This window comes from Vibrio sp. LQ2 (assembly GCF_023920125.1).
Taxonomy (GTDB): domain Bacteria; phylum Pseudomonadota; class Gammaproteobacteria; order Enterobacterales; family Vibrionaceae; genus Vibrio; species Vibrio fluvialis.
Genome location: NZ_CP085308.1, coordinates 3,826,516 through 3,847,934, shown reverse-complemented (window position 1 = coordinate 3,847,934; position 21,419 = coordinate 3,826,516). Strand labels below are relative to the sequence as shown.

At 50.7% G+C, this 21,419-nt stretch carries 19 protein-coding genes; 5 read left to right on the top strand and 14 right to left on the bottom strand.

Going from position 1 to position 21,419, the window contains the following annotated elements; all coding sequences use genetic code 11:
* Positions 1-205: 205 nt before the first annotated feature.
* Positions 206-817 (bottom strand): glutathione S-transferase, encoded by a 612-nt coding sequence (locus LGV68_RS17845; RefSeq protein ID WP_020328657.1) that lies wholly within the window; start codon positions 815-817, stop codon positions 206-208.
* 100 nt (positions 818-917) lie between these two features.
* On the opposite strand from LGV68_RS17845, the gene LGV68_RS17840 reads away from it, so the two are divergent.
* Complete coding sequence (locus tag LGV68_RS17840; RefSeq protein WP_158126310.1) at positions 918-1,496, top strand: TetR/AcrR family transcriptional regulator; 579 nt, start codon at positions 918-920, stop codon at positions 1,494-1,496.
* A 15-nt stretch (positions 1,497-1,511) separates the two neighbouring features.
* A complete protein-coding gene (locus LGV68_RS17835; RefSeq protein ID WP_252535768.1) occupies positions 1,512-1,910 on the top strand; it encodes a PPC domain-containing DNA-binding protein in 399 nt (132 codons plus the stop codon).
* Between the two features lie 66 nt (positions 1,911-1,976).
* On the opposite strand, the gene LGV68_RS17830 is transcribed toward LGV68_RS17835, so the two are convergent.
* The 7 genes from LGV68_RS17830 to LGV68_RS17800 form a co-directional block, all read right to left on the bottom strand.
* The gene (locus LGV68_RS17830) at positions 1,977-3,569 is read right to left on the bottom strand and encodes an ABC transporter ATP-binding protein (RefSeq protein ID WP_055452640.1); all 1,593 of its coding nucleotides are present in this window, start codon (positions 3,567-3,569) and stop codon (positions 1,977-1,979) included.
* Positions 3,569-4,612 carry an ABC transporter permease gene (locus tag LGV68_RS17825; RefSeq protein ID WP_024375055.1) on the bottom strand — a complete coding sequence of 348 codons (1,044 nt, stop codon included), beginning with the start codon at positions 4,610-4,612 and terminating at the stop codon, positions 3,569-3,571. Before LGV68_RS17825 ends, LGV68_RS17830 begins: the two co-directional genes overlap by 1 nt.
* Complete coding sequence (locus LGV68_RS17820; RefSeq protein ID WP_020430993.1) at positions 4,613-5,701, bottom strand: microcin C ABC transporter permease YejB; 1,089 nt, start codon at positions 5,699-5,701, stop codon at positions 4,613-4,615.
* 9 nt (positions 5,702-5,710) lie between these two features.
* Positions 5,711-7,528, bottom strand: coding sequence for an extracellular solute-binding protein (locus LGV68_RS17815; RefSeq protein WP_252535766.1), 1,818 nt, complete (start codon positions 7,526-7,528; stop codon positions 5,711-5,713).
* A 290-nt stretch (positions 7,529-7,818) separates the two neighbouring features.
* A complete protein-coding gene (locus LGV68_RS17810) occupies positions 7,819-8,337 on the bottom strand; it encodes an NUDIX hydrolase (protein ID WP_032081339.1) in 519 nt (172 codons plus the stop codon).
* Between the two features lie 115 nt (positions 8,338-8,452).
* Positions 8,453-9,385 carry an exopolyphosphatase gene (locus tag LGV68_RS17805; RefSeq protein ID WP_222751282.1) on the bottom strand — a complete coding sequence of 311 codons (933 nt, stop codon included), beginning with the start codon at positions 9,383-9,385 and terminating at the stop codon, positions 8,453-8,455.
* Positions 9,386-9,567: 182 nt separating this feature from the next.
* The gene (locus tag LGV68_RS17800; protein WP_252535765.1) at positions 9,568-10,419 is read right to left on the bottom strand and encodes a YdcF family protein; all 852 of its coding nucleotides are present in this window, start codon (positions 10,417-10,419) and stop codon (positions 9,568-9,570) included.
* A gap of 257 nt (positions 10,420-10,676) precedes the next feature.
* Here LGV68_RS17800 and LGV68_RS17795 point away from each other — a divergent pair, with 257 nt between their 5' ends.
* Positions 10,677-11,456 carry a siderophore-interacting protein gene (locus LGV68_RS17795; RefSeq protein ID WP_158143298.1) on the top strand — a complete coding sequence of 260 codons (780 nt, stop codon included), beginning with the start codon at positions 10,677-10,679 and terminating at the stop codon, positions 11,454-11,456.
* Between the two features lie 147 nt (positions 11,457-11,603).
* Here the strand turns inward: LGV68_RS17795 and LGV68_RS17790 are convergent, their stop codons facing one another.
* From LGV68_RS17790 to LGV68_RS17765, 6 genes are all read right to left on the bottom strand, one after another.
* Positions 11,604-12,728 carry a M14-type cytosolic carboxypeptidase gene (locus LGV68_RS17790; protein ID WP_020328670.1) on the bottom strand — a complete coding sequence of 375 codons (1,125 nt, stop codon included), beginning with the start codon at positions 12,726-12,728 and terminating at the stop codon, positions 11,604-11,606.
* Positions 12,729-12,861: 133 nt separating this feature from the next.
* On the bottom strand, positions 12,862-13,770 hold the full coding sequence (locus tag LGV68_RS17785; protein WP_233958860.1) for an EamA family transporter: 909 nt from the start codon (positions 13,768-13,770) through the stop codon (positions 12,862-12,864).
* 64 nt (positions 13,771-13,834) lie between these two features.
* Positions 13,835-14,539, bottom strand: coding sequence for a phosphonate utilization transcriptional regulator PhnR (gene phnR, locus LGV68_RS17780; RefSeq protein ID WP_252535764.1), 705 nt, complete (start codon positions 14,537-14,539; stop codon positions 13,835-13,837).
* 80 nt (positions 14,540-14,619) lie between these two features.
* Positions 14,620-16,326, bottom strand: coding sequence for a putative 2-aminoethylphosphonate ABC transporter permease subunit (locus LGV68_RS17775; protein WP_252536781.1), 1,707 nt, complete (start codon positions 16,324-16,326; stop codon positions 14,620-14,622).
* An 18-nt stretch (positions 16,327-16,344) separates the two neighbouring features.
* On the bottom strand, positions 16,345-17,445 hold the full coding sequence (locus LGV68_RS17770) for a putative 2-aminoethylphosphonate ABC transporter ATP-binding protein (RefSeq protein ID WP_252535763.1): 1,101 nt from the start codon (positions 17,443-17,445) through the stop codon (positions 16,345-16,347).
* 186 nt (positions 17,446-17,631) lie between these two features.
* Positions 17,632-18,639 carry a putative 2-aminoethylphosphonate ABC transporter substrate-binding protein gene (locus LGV68_RS17765; protein WP_252535761.1) on the bottom strand — a complete coding sequence of 336 codons (1,008 nt, stop codon included), beginning with the start codon at positions 18,637-18,639 and terminating at the stop codon, positions 17,632-17,634.
* A 256-nt stretch (positions 18,640-18,895) separates the two neighbouring features.
* On the opposite strand from LGV68_RS17765, the gene phnW reads away from it, so the two are divergent.
* Together phnW and LGV68_RS17755 are read left to right on the top strand one after the other, a co-directional pair.
* Positions 18,896-20,002, top strand: coding sequence for a 2-aminoethylphosphonate--pyruvate transaminase (gene phnW, locus LGV68_RS17760; RefSeq protein ID WP_252535760.1), 1,107 nt, complete (start codon positions 18,896-18,898; stop codon positions 20,000-20,002).
* Complete coding sequence (locus LGV68_RS17755) at positions 19,999-21,390, top strand: aspartate aminotransferase family protein (protein WP_222748815.1); 1,392 nt, start codon at positions 19,999-20,001, stop codon at positions 21,388-21,390. The genes phnW and LGV68_RS17755 overlap by 4 nt, the downstream gene beginning before the upstream one ends.
* Positions 21,391-21,419: the final 29 nt, after the last annotated feature.

Below are 21,419 nucleotides of genomic sequence, written 5' to 3'. Positions count from 1 at the left end.
GGGGAGGTTTCAGACGGCGAAAGAATAGGATTTGTGGAAAGAATGTCAAATTTACACTACGACACAGATTATCGTAATTAATTGTTATTATTAGAAAATATTTTCACTTGTAGGCCTATTCCCACAGAAAGTTCAGACCTTAGACGAGCTTTAATTGATCGAGGTCATAAGACGTAGAAGACGCCTTACAACCTCAGACAGGATATTATTGGAAAGCAGGACGCTGCTGAATCATTTCAAACCAACGTGCAATGTTTGGATATTGCGCTAATGGGCTGAGTTCCAACGCTTTATCCGCAAAACCGATAAAGATAAACGCGGTAATATCCACAATCGTGAAATAGTCTGTTGCGACAAAGTTCGATTCCTTCAGGCGCGCATCAAGCTGAGGCAAGAAACTGGCCGCGCGGGCTTTGCTTTCTTCACCCCAAGCCAATACGCAGTTTTCGCGATCTTTGTAGATTCCCGTAAGGTTACGGAATGCCTGAAAACCGGCGTACAGTCCCTGAAATTCCGTTACGCGGTGCCACATTTCAACTTTCGCCTTATCCAGCGCATCGCGACCAAACAGATGACGGTCATTCGGATTCGATTCATCAAAGTAACGGCAAATCGCCACGCTCTCACACAGCGTGGTGCCATCATCAAGTTCCAACATCGGTACTTTGCCATTGACACTTTTGCTTTTAAACGACTCCGTCAGGTTGTCCCCTTCGCGCACATTTAACGCCACACGTTCAACATCCACACCCAATTCTTTGAGAAAAATGCTGACACGACGGCAACTTGGCGTAACGGCAGTTTCGTATAGCTTCATAAATCTTCCTTTTTATCTCTTTTTCAGAACGATCGTTTAGGTTAGACTCTACCCGTTAACTAAACGATCAGTCAAGAATGAGTTTGCAGGTAGTCACACCATGGCACGAAAATGTAATTTTGACCGCGATGAGAAGCTCACTCAGGCAATGGAATTGTTCTGGCAGCGCGGCTACGCCAATACGGCGATTTCTGATTTGGTTGATACATTGCAAATCAACCGTTTCAGCCTCTACAACACCTTCGGCGACAAGCAGAATCTTTATTACGAAGCGTTGGATAAATATCTCAACACCGTTTCATTGCCGGGCTTAAGCGCGTTGCGGGAAGATGGTGCGTCGCTGAGCGCCATTGAGACATTCCTCAATCAGTTTGCCGCGCTACAACGCAAACGCAGTTGCGGCTGCTTCATTCAAAACGCCTTAGTTGAACATGCCGGGAGCGATGAAAAGGTGCTCGACAAAGGACAAGCTCTGTTTGATCAGCTTTTAGAACTGCTTTCCCATGCCATCCACAATGCGCAGCAAGAAAAACAGATATCAATGGCCGTAAGCCCTCATGCTCTGGCGCAATTGATTCTGACTCAGATGCAGGGAATGCGGGTACTTGGCAAAGCCAAACGCTTTGACGATTTGGATCAGGCGGTAAATGCGCTGCTGCAACTGCTTAAGTGTCACTAACCGAGGTTTGCAGAGATGATAAAGGTATTGGCGACACGCCTGACACAAGGCGCTGACTTAAAACAATCAATTATGGCACTGGTGCAGGAGCACAGCATAACAGCAGGTTCCATTGCTTCATGTGCGGGATGTTTATCACAGCTCAACATCCGCTTAGCGGTCAGCACTTCAACGTTATCAGTGCAGGCACCGTTTGAAATCGTGTCGCTAATGGGCACCTTGACTCCTCATCATCTTCACCTGCACATTGCCGTGGCGGATTCGCAAGGCAACGTCTGGGGCGGTCATCTGCTCGATGGCAACCTCATCAACACCACTGCTGAATTGATAGTGCATGGCTACCCTGATTTAGCCTTTGACCGCGAATACGATGCGCACACTGGATTTACTGAGCTGACCATACAAACCAAGTAAGCACTCAACAGAACACAAGCAAAAAGCCCGGATTCTCCGGGCTTTTCTTTTACTAAGAACAACGAGTTAGAACGATGAGAGGCGAACCAACTCCTGAGTGTAAGGGTGATTAGGATGTTGGAACAGGTTTTGTGTCGCGCCCTGTTCGACAATCTGCCCCTGTTTCATCACGATGGTGTAGTGGCACAGCGATTTCACGACATTGAGATCGTGGCTGATGAACAGGTACGTCAGGCCATACTTCTCCTGCAGTGATTTCAGCAGATCCAGCACTTGCGCCTGCACCGTGCGATCCAGCGACGAGGTCGGTTCATCCAGCAGAATAAACTCCGGTTTGAGCACCAAAGCGCGGGCAATGGCAATTCGCTGGCGCTGGCCACCAGAAAACTCATTCGGATAGCGATGACGCGTGTCGGGATCCAAATCCACTTCGCGCATCGCTTCACAAATAGCGGCATCAATCTGTTCATCGCTGAACTCGGTGTGCACATACAAACCTTCACCAATGACCTGAGCAACAGACATTCTTGGGTTAAGCGCCGAAAACGGATCCTGAAACACGACCTGCATTTTGCTGCGATATGGCAGCATGCCCTTGCGATCAAGTTGCTGGATGTCCTGCCCCGCGTAGTTAATCACGCCTTCTGAATGCACCAGTTTCAGAATCGCCATGCCCGTCGTGGATTTACCGGAACCACTTTCCCCCACCAGTCCGATAGAATGGCCTTTGCGCAGTTCAAACTGCATGTTAGTGACGGCTTTAATGTGGTTAACTGTGCGTTTGAACAATCCGCCAGTGATGGGAAACCACACTTTGAGTTGCTCAGTTTTGAGCAACACCGGGCTTTGACTGTCAGTCTCCACTGGCAAACCACGCGGATCCGATTCAATCAGGAGTTTGGTGTATGGGTGTTTAGGTTCACTGAACAACGCTTTGCATTCGTTTTCCTCAACCAAGCGCCCTTCTTGCATGACCGCAACGCGATCGGCAATGCGACGCACGATACTGAGGTCGTGTGTGATAAACAGCATCGCCATCCCCAGTTCTTGTTGTAAAGATTTAAGTAAATCGAGGATCTGCGCCTGAACCGACACGTCCAGTGCGGTGGTGGGCTCATCAGCAATCAGCAGTTCGGGCTCATTGATCAGCGCCATGGCAATCATCACTCGTTGGCGTTCTCCACCGGACAACTCATGGGGATAAGCGTTGATTTTCAGTGTCGGATTACGAATCCCGACTTTTTCCAGCCAACTGATGGCCAGAGATTCTGCCTTTTTCTGGCGCATGCCGCGGTGAATCGCCAAGGTTTCCACCAGCTGTTTACCGACCTTATGCAGCGGGTTGAGCGACACCATCGGCTCCTGGAAAATCATGCCGATACGCCCGCCACGAATACCGCGCAACTGACGCTCAGAACACGCCAGCGTATTGGTGCCAGCAAAGTCAATTTTACCTTCCAGATAGTGGGCCGAACCTTTGGGTAGCAGCTTTAATATCGCGTTCGCAGTGACCGATTTCCCCGAGCCGCTTTCCCCTACCAGAGCCAGCGTTTCCCCTTTACGAATCGAAAGCGAAACCTGATGAGTGACAGGTTCTACATTACCAGCGCGACCAAAGCCGACAGAGAGGTTTTCAATGGTAAGTAACGTTTCGCTCATTAGCCTCTCCTTTGTAGATGTGGGTCAAAGGCGTCACGAACCGCTTCACCAACGAAAACCAATAAGGTCAGCATTAAGGACAACACCACAAAGGCCGAAATGCCCAGCCAAGGCGCCTGCAAGTTCGCTTTACCTTGCGCCAGCAATTCCCCTAAAGACGGCGAACCAACCGGTAAGCCGAAACCCAGAAAATCGAGCGACGTCAGTGTGGTTACGGAACCAGAAAGAATAAACGGCATCATGGTCAGCGACGCGACCATGGCGTTGGGTAACATATGGCGCATGATGATGCGAGAATCACTCACGCCCATCGCCTGAGCCGCACGTACATAATCAAAGTTGCGGCATCGCAAAAACTCGGCGCGCACCACGCCCACCAAGCTCATCCAACTAAACAGTACCATGATACCCAACAACCACCAGAAGTTCGGTTCAACAAAGCTCGACAAGATGATCAGCAGAAACAGCGTCGGCATGCCCGACCAGATTTCGATGAAGCGCTGACCGAAGAGATCTAACCAACCACCGTAGTAACCCTGACTCGCGCCAACCACGACGCCCACAAAGGACGAAACAATGGTCAGCACAAATCCAAACAGCACCGAAATACGGAAACCGTAAATAATACGTGCCAGCACATCACGCCCTTTATCATCGGTACCCAGCCAGTTGACCGAGTCTGGTGCCGACGGCACAGAGCCTACAATGTCGTAGTTGATGGTGTCGTAACTAAAACGAATTGGCGCCCAAATGATGTAGCCTTTTTCTTCAATCAGACTCACAACATAAGGATCGGTGTAGTCCGCTTCGGTTTCAAATTCGCCGCCAAAGCGCGTTTCTGCGTACTGCTCCACCACCGGGAAATACCAGTGATGGTCATAGGAAATAAACAGCGGTTTGTCGTTAGCGATCACCTCAGCAAACAAGCTGATGAAGAACAGAATGGAAAAAATCCACAGCGAATAGAAACCACGCCGGTTAGATTTGAACCGCTGCCAGCGTGCGGCGTTCAGCGGGTTAACTTTCTTCTTTAACAACGCCATTTAACGGGCCTCAAAATCAATGCGCGGATCGACCCAGGTGTAAGTCAGATCCGAAATAATGCCGAGCAACAAGCCCAATAGAGTCATGATATACAGCGAACTGAACACCACAGGATAATCACGTTGAATGGTCGATTCAAAGCCAAGCAGACCAATGCCTTCGAGCGAAAACATCACTTCAATCAGCATCGAGCCGGTGAAGAAAATGCTGATAAACGCACTTGGAAAGCCAGCAATGATGATCAGCATCGCGTTGCGAAACACGTGTTTATACAGGATGTTACGCTCGTCGAGTCCCTTGGCGCGCGCGGTCACTACATACTGCTTATTGATTTCATCGAGAAACGAGTTTTTCGTCAGCATGCTCAACGTTGCAAAACCGCCGATCACCATGGCGAAAATCGGCAGCGCCAAATGCCAGAAATAGTCGATGATTTGCTGATACCAGGTCAATTGAGCGAAGTTATCCGACACCAAGCCGCGCAGCGGGAACCAACTGAAGTAGTTACCGCTGGCAAATACAATGATCAGAATGATCGCAAACAGGAAGCCGGGAATCGCGTAGCCGACAATCACCATGGCGCTCGACCAGACATCAAATCGCGAGCCGTGATGAATCGCCTTCATGATACCGAGCGGAATCGAAATCATGTAAATGATGAGCGTGCTCCACAACCCAAGAGAAATGGAAACCGGCAAACGTTCGACAATCAGGTCGATGACGTTACCACCGCGAAACAAGCTTTCGCCGAAGTTAAACGTCACGTAATTCTTGAGCATATCGAAATAACGCTCATGCAGCGGTTTATCAAAACCGAACTGGCGTTTAATGGCTTCCACCACTTCCGGGTCCAGGCCACGTGATCCCTTGTAACCGGACGGGCTGCCGTTATCCATTTTCGATAAGTCAACTTCCTGCCCGCCACCGGAAAAGCGCTCCATGATGCCGTTAGAATGCCCTTCCAAATTGGCGATGGCCTGTTCAACCGGGCCACCCGGCGCAATTTGAATGATAAAGAAGTTAATTGTGATAATGGCCCACAGCGTTGGGATCACCAACAGCAAACGGCGAATAATGTACGCAGCCATACCTTCCTCTTAACGACGTTTTTCAGGTAACTTCTGGGCTTTCTCTTGTGAGATCCACCAGGTATCAATGCCTAAATCGTATTTTGGCATTTCAGCCGGACGTTCAAACTTATCCCAAGTCGCGACTCGGTACATGCTGGTGTACCACTGCGGAATGAGATAGAAGTTCCATTGCAGAATTCGGTCTAACGCTTTGCCGAGCGATTTCAGCTTGTCCGGATTCTCCTGATTTTTGGCAATCTGCATGGTCAGTTCATCAATCACCGGATCCATCACCCCTGCCGTGTTGTAGGTCGAATCAATGTAGTGTGAGTTCCAAACAATCATCAGGTTCGGACTTGGGAACGGATTGGCGGAATAAGCCGACGACACCATATCAAAGTCACGGTCACGCAAGCGCTTGATGTATTGAGTGGTATCGACGGTACGGATCTTCATATCGATGCCCATGATCTTGAGATTCTTTTGCAGAGGAATCGCAATGCGCTCCGTCGTCGGGCTGTAAATCAGCAGTTCAAACGTCATCGGCTCGCCTGTTTTGACGTCGGTCATCACTTTATTCTTCAGCTCCCAACCCGCCTCTTTCAGCAGCTCAAACGCTTTGCGCATTTGTGGGCGAATACGACCGCTGCCATCGGTCACCGGTGGCTGGAACTCTGTTGTAAACACACGCGGCGGGATCTTATCTTTTACCGGATTGAGAACGGCAAGTTCCTCTTTATCCGGCAACCCTTTGGCTTCGTACTCGGTGTTCTGGAAGTAGCTGCGGGTGCGAGTGTACTGGCTGTAGAACATGTTCTTGTTCATCCACTCGAAGTCCATCGCATAGTTCAGCGCCTCACGTACGCGCACGTCGCTGAACACCGGACGCTGAATGTTGAATACAAAGCCCTGTGTTGCGGCGGGCGCATTATGTGGAATCTCTTCTTTCTTGATGAAGCCGTTGTCAAAGTTCACCCCAGTATAAGAAGTCGCCCAGAACTTGGCCTGACTCTCCTGACGAATATCGAACTCACCGGCTTTAAAAGCTTCCAGCATCACCGTGTCATCACGGTAATAGTCGTACTGCACCTGCTTGAAATTGTTGCGTCCAACGTTAACCGGCAGATCTTTTGCCCAGTAGTTGTCGTCGAGCTTATAGGTAATGCTTTGTCCCGGTTTGAACTCGGCCACTTCATAAGGACCGCTGCCCACTGGGGGTTCATTGAGGGGTTCGGAGAGATTTTTGTCTTTCCAGAAGTGTTCTGGCAGTACGCGGGTTTGCTGAGCAAAACTGAACAGTTTGTCGCGGTTCGGTTCGCTCATTTCAATGCGTACCGTTTTGTCGTTCAACGCTTTAACCGATTTGATCTCTTTGTAGTACACGCGATATTGCGGCACGCCTTCAGTCATGAACTTATTGAAGGTGAATTCCACATCGTGCGCGGTGATGGGAACCCCATCCTGAAAACGCGCCTTAGGATTGATATCCAGTTCGAGCCAGGTGTAATCGTCGGAATAACGCACTTTTTCGGCAATCAACGGGTAGTATGAGTCGATTTCATCGGAAGGCGAAAACATCAATGAATCGTAAAGCTCACCGCTGGCTGCCGCCGCGACGCCGCGTGATGCATAGCGGTTAAAGTTATCGTAAGTACCGACCTGACCATAAGTCACTTTGCCATACTTAGGGGCATCAGGATTCACATAGTCAAAATGAGTGAAGTTATCGGGGTATTTAGCTTGACCAAAACCGACCAGACTGGTGGTTTCGATGACGTTGGCGAGAGAAACGTGGCTGAATAACGACAGTGCCACACCCAACGTAATTGGTTTTATTTTGCCCATTAAAGAATCCTTCTACTTAACGTCGTGCTGCCCATGTTCAGGCCATTTGAATGCGTAAGTTTGGCCTGACAGGAAAATCATCGGTTCGCATCGCTATGCTTCCGAATTAAATCCGCTGCGGTGTTACCAGCAACTTCAAATAGTTCAGGTACATTTCTTATTAATAATTCAGCTACTTGGGTAAGTATAGAGAAATTTATCGATTAGGAAACCGCTGAAACCTTATAGACACGCCAAGCGGCGGCATAGTTCAAAGATTTCAGCGGTTGATGGGCGTCAGATGAGGAGAATCAGAGCAGTTCTTTGGCAATCAGGCGCAATAAAAAGGTTTCGCGTTCAATGCTCATGCCCTTTTTCTCACTTTCCGCCATGGTCAGTTCATTGTGCGTAATTGCATCACGAATGTTGATCCAAACGGGCTTCATGCCGTTTTTGATTTCGTAGTCTTCGTAGTTGGTGTCGCCAAGCTCACGATCGATTTTGCAGGTAAAACAGTAAGAAACCATGTGCATTACATCCGCATCGTCTTTATACCAAGGACGGAACTCTTCATAGAGGCCGAATGGTTTAATGTTGTGAATGTTCTGTGCACCTGTCTCTTCTTCCAGTTCACGCACCATGCCCTGCAGAATGTCTTCGCCTTCATCGACCCCACCGCCAGGCAAGGTGTAGTCGTGATAACGCTCGGTATACAGCATCAGGATGTCTTCTCCATCCAGAACGATGGCGCGAGCGGCTTTGCGTTGCAAAATACGTTGTTGGCTGAGCGGTTCCACTTCTGGATGCGTAGCAATATGTAAGTGTCTCATATGGCGTCCCTCTAGAAATTTGGCGCCAACTTTATCAGAGAGGTAAACAAAAAACCCTGCCGCAGCAGGGAATTTTCGCCATTTATCGAGAAACAGCGTCAATCATGACGCATGATTAACCATCTTTTGTGATTTGCAAGACCAGCTCTCGCTCTACCTGCGCGGCTTTCTCAACTGTAATCTGGCACGTGCCAGCGGCCGGATGACCGCCACCACCGTACTGCAACATCAGCTCGCCGATATTGGTGCGTGAGCTGCGATCAAAGATCGACTTGCCCGTAGCAAACACAATGTTCTGCTTCTGAAAGCCCCACATTTTATGTATTGAGATATTGCATTGCGGAAACAGCGCGTAAACCATAAAGCGGTTCCCGGCATAGATGACTTCTTCTTCGGTCAGGTCAAGCAACACCAGATTATCGTGAATGTGCGCGCAACGTTGAATCTGCTCTTTAAACAGATTTTCGTGCTCACGATACAAAACGATTCGCTCTTCCACATCCGGCAACGCCAGAATCTGTTCGATCGAATGATCGGCGCAGTAATCGATTAAATCCATCATCAAGTTATAGTTGGAAATGCGGAAATCGCGGAACCGACCGAGGCCAGTGCGGGCATCCATCAGGAAGTTCAGTAAATTCCAGCCCGTCGAATCCAGAACTTCATCGCGGCTGAATTGCGCCGAATCCCCTTTGTCGACCGCCGCCATCATTTCCAGCCATTGGTCGGGAAAGACATCTAAACCGCCATAATATTCCCACACGACACGAGCAGCCGAAGGAGCATCAGGGTCAATGATGTGGTTATGCCTGTCCCCTGCGTTACGCAGAGTTTCAGAATGATGATGGTCAAAGACTAAGAATGCATCACCGACATACGGCAAATTAGTGACAATGTCACTGTCATAGATCTCTATCTTGCCATCTTGCATATCTTTGGGATGAACGAATTTTATATCATTGATTAGTTGAAGTTTTTTAAGCAAAACAGCGCACACAAGTCCATCGAAATCACTGCGTGTCACCAGTCGATACTGTTTCTCTGTCATGGGCAGATCCCCTAAAAATACGTTCACCACAGCCGCGCCGGAACGATGCGGAAACCAAAAGCAAGCTCGATTTTTGGCACCAAGATCAAAGTGCCTTATGAAATAATTCTAGACAGCATACTGCTTTTGACAAATTTGAAAGTAGCCGCAAAAGAAGTTATTTGATCGCTCTGAAACGTCGCTCACACCTTAAACGGTTGTTCGGGGTCAAAGTGACGATTCAAACGGGTGAGATGCGGATGTAAAATCCGCAATGCATGTTGTACCTGATCAACAGGTGCATCCGGCGTTGTTTCCAGCATGGTGAATTCGATTTCAAACAACGCAGTGAGAACGTCAGCACCTTCCCCTCTTTGCTGACACAGAGTTTGCGCCAAGCTGATGGCGTTCTCCGCTAAACTGAACGGCACCTCTCTAACCAGCGCCAGCGGACGTTGAAAAACGCCGCCTACCACACCTTCGAGATACACACGGTAAGGCGTGATTTCATCCATCAGCAAAAACAGTGCAGCTCGATCGCAGCAGTAGGGATAAGGCGCAAGAATATGGTGCCCGAGGTTACTGTCGATATGAAGATTCAAGCCATGCTCAGCACAACGTTGCTTCAGTACGCGCAATAACCCCTGCTCATCCATCAAGGACTGAATCTCAAAGATGCGCTTGAGGTGATAATCGTTCGAGGCAAAAATGACGTCAATGTCGCTACCTGTGGTAAAAATGCCCTTCTCAATCAGGGTCTGAGCCATGCATTCAATGTTTTCAATGGTATTGGTGGATTCTTGCTCTAATACCAAGGTCATTTCACTGGGATTCAGACCGCGTTTAAGGCATTGCTGAATAAAGGCGTCGGCCATGGCAGAGGCTTCCGAAACGCTCTGCCCATCGGTATAACCGCCACAAAAACCAATGACCGGATTAGAGAACTGCTTCGCTGTGAGCCATTCCACCAACGCAGACACACGGCTTTTACCTTCCAAAGTTAACTGGTTATTCACCAAACGTTTTCCGAGTGCCAGAATAAGTGTGTGCTGCATGGTTTTTCCTTTATTTATAAGCCCTCAGATAGTGCAACAAATTCAGCGTGTTGGCGAGCCTAATCCCCGACTATCCCGATGTGATCGGACGGTTATTTTGCAAATCAATAGAAAACACAGAGTTCATATATTAAACCTTAATGGGTCATTTGGTGTTTTGTGTAAATTTAGGTAAATGACAACAATTATCATTGCCGAATAGAAAGATTAACGCTAAGGTTACAGGCAATAATAAGTTGTTACATTTATGGGCTACTATGCAAAACAAACCACAAAAACGAAGCTTTCATGCTCTGACCGTTACGGATACCCAACAGATTTCTAATAATTTTCAACGCATTACCCTACAAGGCGATGCGATCGCGCATTTTGGTAAAGAGAGTGAAGGCGGCTACATCAAGCTGCTGTTTACGCCCGATGGCGGCACGGATATCAGCACACTAGGCGATGACGCCCGCCCACTGATGCGCACTTACACCATTCGTCAGTTCGACCCACAAACCAACAGCATTGTGGTCGACTTTGTGCGCCATATTACACAAGACCTTTCTTGCGGCTTTGCAGCACGTTGGGCCGAAAGCGTTCAAGTGGGCGACACCATTTCGATCGGTGGCCCAGGGAAAAGCCAAGGCCTCAATACCGAAGCGGATTGGGTCTTTATGGCAGCCGACATGACTGCCCTGCCTGCACTTTCCGTCACGCTCGAAAGCTTAAGCGCCGACACGCAAGGTTACGCAGTGATTGAAATCGAAGATGAAGACGACAAGCAAGCACTCAATGCACCAGCTGGCGTCAAGGTCATTTGGAGTGTTGGCACGCCGTTGGTTGAAGCAGTGAAAGCGCAGCCTTGGCTTGATGGACAATGTTCTGTGTGGTGTGCGTGTGAATTTGAATCGATGCGCGCGCTGCGTCAATACTTCCGCAACGAAAAAGAGATTGACCGCGAACACATCTACATCAGCAGCTATTGGAAAAACGGCGTCAGCGAAGATGGCCACAAAGTAATTAAACGCGAAGACGCGGAAGCCAACAGCTAAGCAACCGAACCTTAAGAAGTGTCACAACACTTCCCCCTCAATGGCCTTCGGGCCATTTTTTATGTCTACGACTTATTGGTGTCAGGAACCAAGACAAAAAAAGCCAGCGATATGGCGCTGGCTTTCAATTTCAACAGTCCGCTTGAATTAGATCTTATCCGACACAGCGAGAACTGCCGCCAGCATGTCCTGACCAAACAACACACTGCGTTCTGGCGACCATCCGTACAGCGGATCCGGGTGATTGTTGTGATCTTTAAATGGCATTTCGACGGTGTAAGACAGGCAGTGGAATTGCTCGGCAACCCAATTCGAGCCCACAGTCAGGTTCGCTTTGCCCGCTTCGTCTTTGTCGTAGCCGATGTCATCCTGAAACTCTGGCGTGATCGTCAGCAGTGCTTGTTTAAATGCCGTTTCCAGTGCCGCCAGTTCTTCATCGTAAGAAGGAATGCCTTCCGAACCGGCCACAAAGTTGTATGGAATCGCTTCATCCCCGTGGATATCAAGGAACATGTCGACGCCGGTTTGAAGCATGCGCTCACGCACCAAGTAAACTTCCGGGCTCTTTTCCATCGATGGCGTTTGCCATTCGCGGTTGAGGTTTACGCCGACCGCATTGGTGCGCAGGTGACCACGCACACCGCCATCCGGGTTCATGTTCGGCACCACGTACAGCACCGCTTTTTCCAGCAATGCACGAGCCACGGTATCGTTGTCGTCCAACAGGCGCTGAATCATCCCTTCCACAAACCATTCGGCCATGGTTTCACCCGGGTGCTGACGCGCAATCACCCAGATTTTCTTTTTGCCTTCGTCTGGCTCGCCAAACGTCAGTAGGCTCATGTCGTTGCCGTCTAGCGTATGACCCAGCGTTTCCAACTGGCAGTGGTGCGCGCTTTGTGCCATATGCAGCAGATCAAGGTGACGATCGTAGCTGTACGGTGCAAAATACGCGAAATAGATAGAGCTGCGCTCAGGGATCACCGTGAAAGTCAGGGTGTCGCCATCAAATTCAGACGGAATGCGGAACCACTCTTCACGATCGTAAGACGCCACAACATCGTAGCCTTGCCAGCCTTCCGGATAGGCCGATTTGGCCAGGTCGAGCAGTTTGATGGTGTGCGATGCTTCGGCTTGTGTTTCGAGACGAAAGTGGAACCACTGATAAAACTCCGACATGTTGTCGTTCGGGATCTTCAGTTGAATATCGTCTTTGTTGTCCGCGCTGACAACGTGAATGCTGCCGCTGTCGAAGTTGCTGAATATTTTCATGATTGACTCACCTATTGAATCTGAGCTGAAGCGCAGAGGCTATCACAAATGAGAATACGTCCCTATTACTTTGAGCACATTTCCATAGGTTAGCTGGCAGGAATCACTGTTTGAATACGCTCGTTGAGGACGTTTATGCTTTGCCCAGTGTCAGAACGATCCCAGAGAGGATCAACACCACGCCCGCCCCGCGCGTGTAGTGCCATTTCTCTGCCAGAAACCACACGCCCATCAACAAGCCCATCACAATACTGATTTGGCGCAGCGCCACGACTAAGCTGACGTTATCTGTCATCGTCATCGCAAACAGCACCAAACCGTACGTCGACGCCATCATCACCCCGGCCATACTCGCCGCTTTACGGATTTGCCACGCGCGCTGCAGCTCTTTACGGTTACCCGTCACCAAGCACCACAAAATCACCGGCAGCACCATGGCCCAGAATTGAACACCCAGATAGAAAATCGCGCTGTAGGAGTTGCCCAGCACCTCGCCTGCTGCTTGAGTCAGTAAAAGCAGCGCCTCTTTATCAATTACGGAATAGCCCGTCGTGCCAAGTGCAGCCACCAAGGCCCACAACACCCCGACATTGAAGTACGAGCGTGGCGTAAACTGGCGAAACCCCGTGAGCGGCACCAGCATGCACCCCAACGTGATGAGTACAAAACCAAGCCATTGGAATTGCGTTAAGGTGTGGCCGAGCAGCATGCTAAGCGCACCAACCATCATCACAGGGAGTGCGCGTGCGATGGGGTAAATCACACCCACATCGGCGTGTTTATAGGCCACGATCAGTCCTACCAGATAGACCATCTGCGCCAAGCCGCTGATGAGCAACAGACCCCAAAATGCCATCGGTAGCGTTGCCCAGCCAACGGTCACTAAATACCAAATGAGATACGGCGTCAGCAACAAACACGCCGAGAGACTAGCCGCCATGGTAAAGGCAACGCCTGAACCAGCGTGACTTTTGCCCAGAATGTTCCAGCCTGCGTGCAATACAGCTGAAAAAACCACTAACCCTATCGCCAGGACGTCCATGGCAGCTTCCTTACTTCGAAGAAAAAGGCTCCGTGCGGAGCCTTAAGACCTGTTCGTTCTGTTTTTAACGGCTCAACTGCGCGACCGATTCAATACTGATCGCATCATGACGCCAATATTCAATATCGCAGTCGATCAAGTCGCCATTTTGGTTGTAGTTCACTCGTTCCACAACCATGGCGGGGGTGCCCGCGGTGGCTCGCAGCGCCTGCGCAGTCTCGCCCAACAGGGAACTGGTCGTGATGCGGTAGCGAATGGTTTGATACTGGGTGCCAAAGTGCTCGCGGTAGATATCCGTCAGTGAATTCGACAAATCGAAATCGAGCAAATTGGGAAACAGTTCCGGGTGAATGTAGTTGGTCACATACACCACCGGACGGTTTTCCAGATACCGCACTCGGTCGACGCGATACACATCCGAAAACGGTTTGAGATTGAGTAGCTTGGTTGCCAGCTTGTTGGCAATCATCGACTTGGCACTCACAAGTTCAGTTTTCGGCTGGCGATTTTGCGCCAACGCCATGTTGGTGAAATTGAGCGTTTGTGACGGATCGTAACGCAGCGTCTCTGGCGAGATAAACCAGCCGCGGCGATCTTCACGGTAGATTTTTCCTTCCGCTTCCAACAGCGACAGCGCTTCGCGCAGCGTGACGCGCGTGGTATCGAACGACTCGGCCAACTTTCGCTCAGCGGGTAACTTCTGTCTTGGGGTGAGCATGCCCGCGTCGATTTGCTCCACGATGGCATCTTTAATTTTTACGTATTGCACGTGATTCCTTATTACTCGTTTATCACTCAATCGCGGTCATTGGGCTTTGATCTTTGGGCTTAGGGCTTAGGGCTTAGCACTTAGCGTTTTCGCCAAGCTTGAGTGCGTTTAGTCAGCAGCCTTTCGGTCACCAGATGCACAACTTTCGCCCCTGCCGCCGAGCCCATGATCATCACCGCCATCGCCGCTGCGGCGCCCGTTTGCCCTGCATCGTCCATATTCAATACCGAGACCGATGCCGGGATGGTGTCTGTTGAGTAAAGAAATACTACCGCAGAAGTGGTGGTCAATGCATTAATAAACAGATAACTAGCGATGTCCAGTACCGCAGGCAAGCACACCGGCAGCGTCACTTTAAACAGCAAGCCATATTGCGGCAGTTTAATCGATGCCGCCGTCGCTTCAATTTCCCCGGGCAGTTGTTTAAGCGCGGTCAGCGCCGTCATGTGCCCCACGGTGTAGTAATGCACGATGGTATTCACCACTAAAAATGCCATGGTGCCGTACAGCACACTGAGCGGATTTGCCGCATCGTTAAAATAGAAAATATATCCCAACCCCAGCACCATGCCCGGCACCGCCATCGGCACCACACTCAGCATCTGCATCAGTTGGCGCACCGGCGCAAAGGCACGGCCTTTTTCGATGCCATACGCACCAAGAAAAATCACCACCGTGCCAATCAATGCGGTAAAGGTCGCCAGAATCAGCGAGTTGAAATACGGGCTCCAGCCGTAGGTGCTCATCTCTGCAAAGTTGTAGTTATTGAGCGTCAGCGCTTTGTTCCATGGCCAGAACGTGACCAATGATCCGTACACCGCCATGCCCAGCACCAGCAAAATCGCGCCGCACACCGTCAGGCAATAGAGAAAGCACAGTGAATCACGCACGCGATTTGGGCTCGGGACATACGCAACAGAGCGGGTATCAAACAAGTTCTTTTGCTTTTTCTGCACCCAACGATCGGCGATAAACGCCAACGCCGCAGGAAGCAACAGTAACAAGCTGGTGACCGCGCCCATGGCAAAGTTTTGTTGCCCCACCACCTGTTTGAAGATGTCGGTGGCCAACACGTTGTAGCTCCCGCCGATGACTTTCGGCACACCAAAGTCACACACCACCAGCGTGAACACCACGATGAGCGTGCTGATTAAACCGTACTTCGCAGCGGGCAACGTCACGACAAGAAAGGTTTTCCAGCCGGGCGTTTTCAGGGCGCGCGCCGCTTCGTAAAGACGCGCATCAGACGTGCGCAGCGAGGTATTTAAAATCATCAAGGCATGGGGAAACGTCCAGAAGATCAACCCAAGGCTAATCCCCATCAGCCCATACACCGATTCACCGCCAAGCCAGGACTTGAAGATGCCCTGATTGCCAAACAGAAAAATCAGGCTGATCGCGGGCAACAACGAGGGCGCCAAAATCGGCGCGCTGCCCAGCACTTGAAACAGCCCCTTCATCGGCATGCACGAACGGCTTAACGCGTAGGCATAACCAAATGCCAACGTCGCCACCACTACCGTCACCAGCACACCGACGGTGAACGTATTGCCCATCGACTGCCACAAAGCGTTGGAGGAGAAATACGTCGCAAAGTTGGCCAAGCCGACATACTCACCAGCGCGGTTTTGTACCGATTTGACCAACATGGCCCACAACGGCATCAAAATGAATAGCCACATAAACAGCAAGAGCGCGGTCAGTGTCACGCCCAAAATCAGGTTGTCGCGACTGATGCGTTGCCACCAGCGACTTGATGTAACAGCGGTTGCGTTGGATAAAATCATAGCTTTCACTTTCTCACCTTAGGCTGCATCGCGCGTCGTCATGCGGGTTGGATAAACCTGAACTACGGTGTCGCGAATCGCCAGATGACGCACATCACCGGCCTGAATGGCGCTATCGACAACGTGTTGTACCGAAAGATCCACATGCACCGCGGGCAACGACGGTTCATCCTGAAAGCGGCACTCAATACGATAGAACGCGCCAAGAAACTCCAGCGATACAATCTTCACCGGAATCGCATTGCTGTTGCGTTCCACAAACGCCAACTGTTCCGGCCGCACGGCCAGTTCAAATTGATCGCCCTTCTGCACACTGGCATTGCCAATCGCAGGCAGACTGCTCAGCGACTCGGCAACGCGCATTTGTAGCGGCGTGGTCATCGACGCCGGAATGAAGTTCATGTGGCCGACAAACTGCGCCACAAATCGGCTGGCCGGTTGCTGGTAGATCTCTTGAGGCGAGCCAACCTGCTCAATAACGCCGTGGTTCATCACCACAATCCGGTCGGCCATGGTCAACGCTTCATCCTGATCGTGCGTCACCATGATGGTGGTGATCCCAAGCTTGCGTTGCAGACGGCAAATTTCATCGCGCAGATGGGCGCGAACTTTGGCATCCAGCGCCGACAAAGGTTCATCCAGTAGCAATAAGCCGGGCGACAGCGCCAATGCACGCGCCAGCGCGACACGCTGTTGCTGGCCGCCGGAGAGCTGATTGGGGAATTTTTGTCCTGAAGTTGGCAAACCGATGGTGTCCAGCCAATCATCGACTTTTTCTAATGCCTCGCGTGTCGAGAGTCCCTGATTTTTCAAGCCGATAGCAATGTTTTCTTGCACGGTTAAATTGGGAAACAGCGCGTAAGATTGGAAGACGATGCCGAAATCACGCTTTTCAGGCGGCAAAAAGGTCATCTCGTGCTGGTTTTGAAAAATGGCGCCCGACGTGGGTAAGTCTAATCCGGCGATTGCACGCAGCAATGTGGTTTTGCCACAGCCCGAGGGCCCAAGAAAACAGACAAACTCTCCTTGCTGAATGTGAAGGTCGATGCCTTTGAGCGCCGTAAACTGGCCAAATTGTTTGATGACGTTGTGAATTTCTAAATAAGGCTGTGAGGTCATAACAAGATCCTTAATTTGGTATAGTCCAAATATAGAACCCCTATGTGACACTGTGGTGACGATTTTATAGACGTGAGATGACAGGAATGTGTCAGTCAATTGTTCAGCCAAAAGATTGCAGCACATGTAACGCGACAAACGAAATAAGGAGGCCAAAGCCTCCTCAATCATTCGTTGACGAACCCATTAAGATTTGGGTTCAGACTTCGCATCAAACTTCTCAGACCAAGTTTTCAGCACGCGGGCACGTTCGTTGCCCATCTGCGCAAAGTCCATCTTCGCCATCGCTTTTTCGACGTTCGGATAGTTCGCCACGGTTTTGCTGACGTCTTTGTGGCCCACGACCGGATACATATCAATGTACAGCTCGTTGGCTGCTTTGGAGATCGACCAGTCCACCACGCGCTTTGCCGCATCCGATGCTTTCACCAAGCCCACCGCTTCCGATTCCCAGCCGATGCCCTGAGGAATGATGACATCCAGCGGCGCACCTTGCGTTTTCAACTTCGCACCGCGACTTGCCATCGAAATGCCAATCGCCACTTCACCCATGCCCGCTTGAACGCACGGTTTTGAACCCGAATGGGTGTAATGCGCGATGTTTTGGTCCAAACGCTGCATGTAGTTCCAACCTTTATCTTCTCCCATAATTTGCAGCCAAGCCGACACCTGCATGTAACCTGTGCCCGAAGATGCTGGGTTTGGCATCGCGATGTGGCCCTTATAAACAGGCTTGGTCAGATCTTCCCAACTTTGTGGTTTTGGCAGATTCAACTGTTTAGCAACCGTTTCGTTGAAACACACCGCATTGAAGAACGCGTCATTGCCGTACCACGCCTGCTGACCTTGCGGATCATTCAAATTGGCGCGCAGTTCATTCGCACCTTTCGGCGTGTATGGCTTCAAGATGCCTTCGTTTTTGAGCAGTGCCATGGACGAGCCCGCAAGCCCCCAAACCACTTCGGCGCGTGGGTTTGATTTTTCAGCTAATAGCTTGGCCGTCATGATACCGGTCGAATCACGCACCCACTTAATCTCGATATCTGGGTTCTCTTTTTCAAACGCAGTTTTGTATTTCGCCAAAATGTCGGTTTCGAACGCGGTATACACCGTCACCTCTTGCGCTGCGTGCGCTTGCGCCGCAAACAACGCGACCAGTGAAGCCAGAGTTCCTTTCATAAAACGGGTTTTCATCGCTATCTCCAAGTTGTAGTTAATTTGGTATGTACCAGATTTATTTTCTACGCTAATCCTGTTATGTGACGATTCAATGACGTTCATTTGGCATTTTTGTGAGCATTTCATACTTACATTCGCGGCATGACGATCCGTATAGCCGCGACGGAAGATGTGAAAGTTTTATGAAATCCGCGTTGGTTGCCTTTACCGAAGCGATTTTTCCTTGCTAGAGTAGCGATAAATAATTGGTATAGTCCAAAATGGAGTTCACATGAAAAACGACTACTTGCTGCTCACCCCTGGCCCCCTTTCGACCACAGAAACTGTGCGCGAAGCCATGTTAAAAGACTGGTGTACGTGGGATGACGAATACAACAAAGACATTGTGGAAGTGATTCGCCAAAAATTGGTGGCGCTGGCAACCCGTCACAGCGGATACACCTCGGTGTTGATGCAAGGCAGCGGCACCGCGTCGGTCGAAGCCACCATCGGCAGCACCTTAGGCCAACACGGCAAGTTGCTGGTCGTTGATAATGGTGCGTATGGCGCTCGAATCGCACAGATTGCAGCATACCTGCACATTGATTGTGCCATCGTCTCACCCGGTGAAACTGCGCAACCGTCCCTTGAACACATCGAAGCATGCATTCAGCAAGATGCCACAATTACCCATGTGGCCATCGTGCATTGTGAAACCACCACCGGCATGTTGAACCCCATCACGGAGGTCGTCGCGCTGGCCAAAAAGTACGGCAAAACTGTGATTGTGGATGCGATGTCGAGCTTTGGTGGCATTCAGATGGATATCGGCGATCTCGGAATCGACTTTATGATCAGCTCGGCCAACAAATGCCTTCAAGGTGTGCCGGGGTTTGGATTTGTGATTGCCAAGCAGAGCGAACTGGAACAATGCCAAGGCCAAGCCCGTTCGCTGAGCCTCGATCTGTACGACCAATGGCAATGCATGGAGAAAAACCACGGCAAATGGCGCTTTACATCGCCAACTCACACCATGCGTGCGTTTTATCAGGCGCTGCTTGAACTGGAACAGGAAGGCGGCATCGCTGCTCGTCATCTGCGTTATCAAACCAACCAAACCACGCTGGTGCGCGGCATGCAATCCCTTGGCTTCACGCCTCTACTCGATGTGTCATTGCACTCGCCGATCATCACTTCATTTTATTCCCCCACGCATCCGGACTACCAATTCGCCGAATTCTATCAGCGCCTGAAAGCGCAAGGGTTTGTGATCTATCCGGGGAAAGTGAGCCATGCCGACTGTTTTCGCATCGGCAATATCGGGGATGTTCATCCGCACGACATTGAGCGCCTGATTGAAGCCGTGCAAAACGCCATGTACTGGAACGTAGCCTCATGAGCCACGCAAAACCTGAATCTCATTGGCGAAGCGAGGGCGATATCAACACTACGCCCGCACGCAAGCAATGGGGTCGTAACCTGCAACATCCCGACACGCGCTCGCTGCTTGAACGCGATGCGAATGTGTTTCTTCATCAGGCGATGTCGACGCCGTGCCTCAATGCGCTGAGTAGCGCGCGCGATGTGTACCTAGACGACTTGGCTGGCAAACGCTATCTCGATTTTCATGGCAACAACGTGCATCAGTTGGGGTATAGCCATCCGCATGTGGTCGAAAAAGTGACTCAGCAAATGCAAACCTTAGCGTTCTCGCCGCGCCGATTTACCAATCCGATTGCGGTGGCATGCGCCGAAAAACTGACTGAGATTTGCGGCGGTGAACTCAATCGGGTGCTGTTTGCACCCGGTGGCACCTCGGTGATTGGCATGGCGCTGAAACTCGCTCGCCACGTCACCCAGAATTTTAAAGTCGTGTCGCTGTGGGATGCGTTTCATGGCGCATCACTGGATGCCATTTCTGTTGGTGGTGAAGCCTGTTTTCGCCACAACATGGGGCCGTTGCTGGCGGGCGTCGAACGCATTCCCCCAGCGGTGAGCTACCGTGGCGCTTTCCCTCGCGAAGACGGCAGCGATGTTCACTACGCCGATTTCTTGGAATATGTGATTGAAAAAGAAGGCGGCGTTGGCGCGTTTATCGCTGAAGCGGTGCGCAATACCGATGTGCAAGTGCCCAGCCGCGCGTACTGGAAACGTGTGCGTGAAATCTGCGACAAACACGGCGTGTTGCTCATCATTGATGACATTCCCAACGGCATGGGACGCAGCGGCCATTGGTTCACCCATCAGGCGTTTGATATCGAACCGGACATCCTGTGCATCGGCAAAGGCTTGGGTGGCGGCATCATGCCCATGGCGGCGCTGATCACCAAAGACCAATACAACACGGCCGCTGCAGTGTCGTTGGGGCACTATACACACGAAAAAAGCCCACTGGGCTGCGCCGCTGCGCTCGCTACCATCGAAGTCATTGAACAGCAACAGCTACTGAACAAAGTACAACGCGACAGCCACTATTTGCACCAACGCTTGCACGCGATGAAGCAGCGTTACGCGTTGATCGGCGATGTGCGCGGCATCGGCTTATTGTGGGGCGTGGAGCTGGTGCAAGACCCCACCAGCAAAGAGCGCGCGTACGATGAAGCCGAAGCGGTACTCTATCACTGCCTCAACCACGGATTGAGCTTTAAGGTGTCGCAGGGGAATGTGATTCAACTCAGCCCTCCACTTGTTATCGAGCGTGCCGAACTTGATGACGCACTCGCGATCTTCGAATCCGCACTCCAAGAAATCAGCGCCACATTTGGCTACGCCATCAAGCATTCGTAAAGCAAACCATTCATGAAACAAACCGTTCA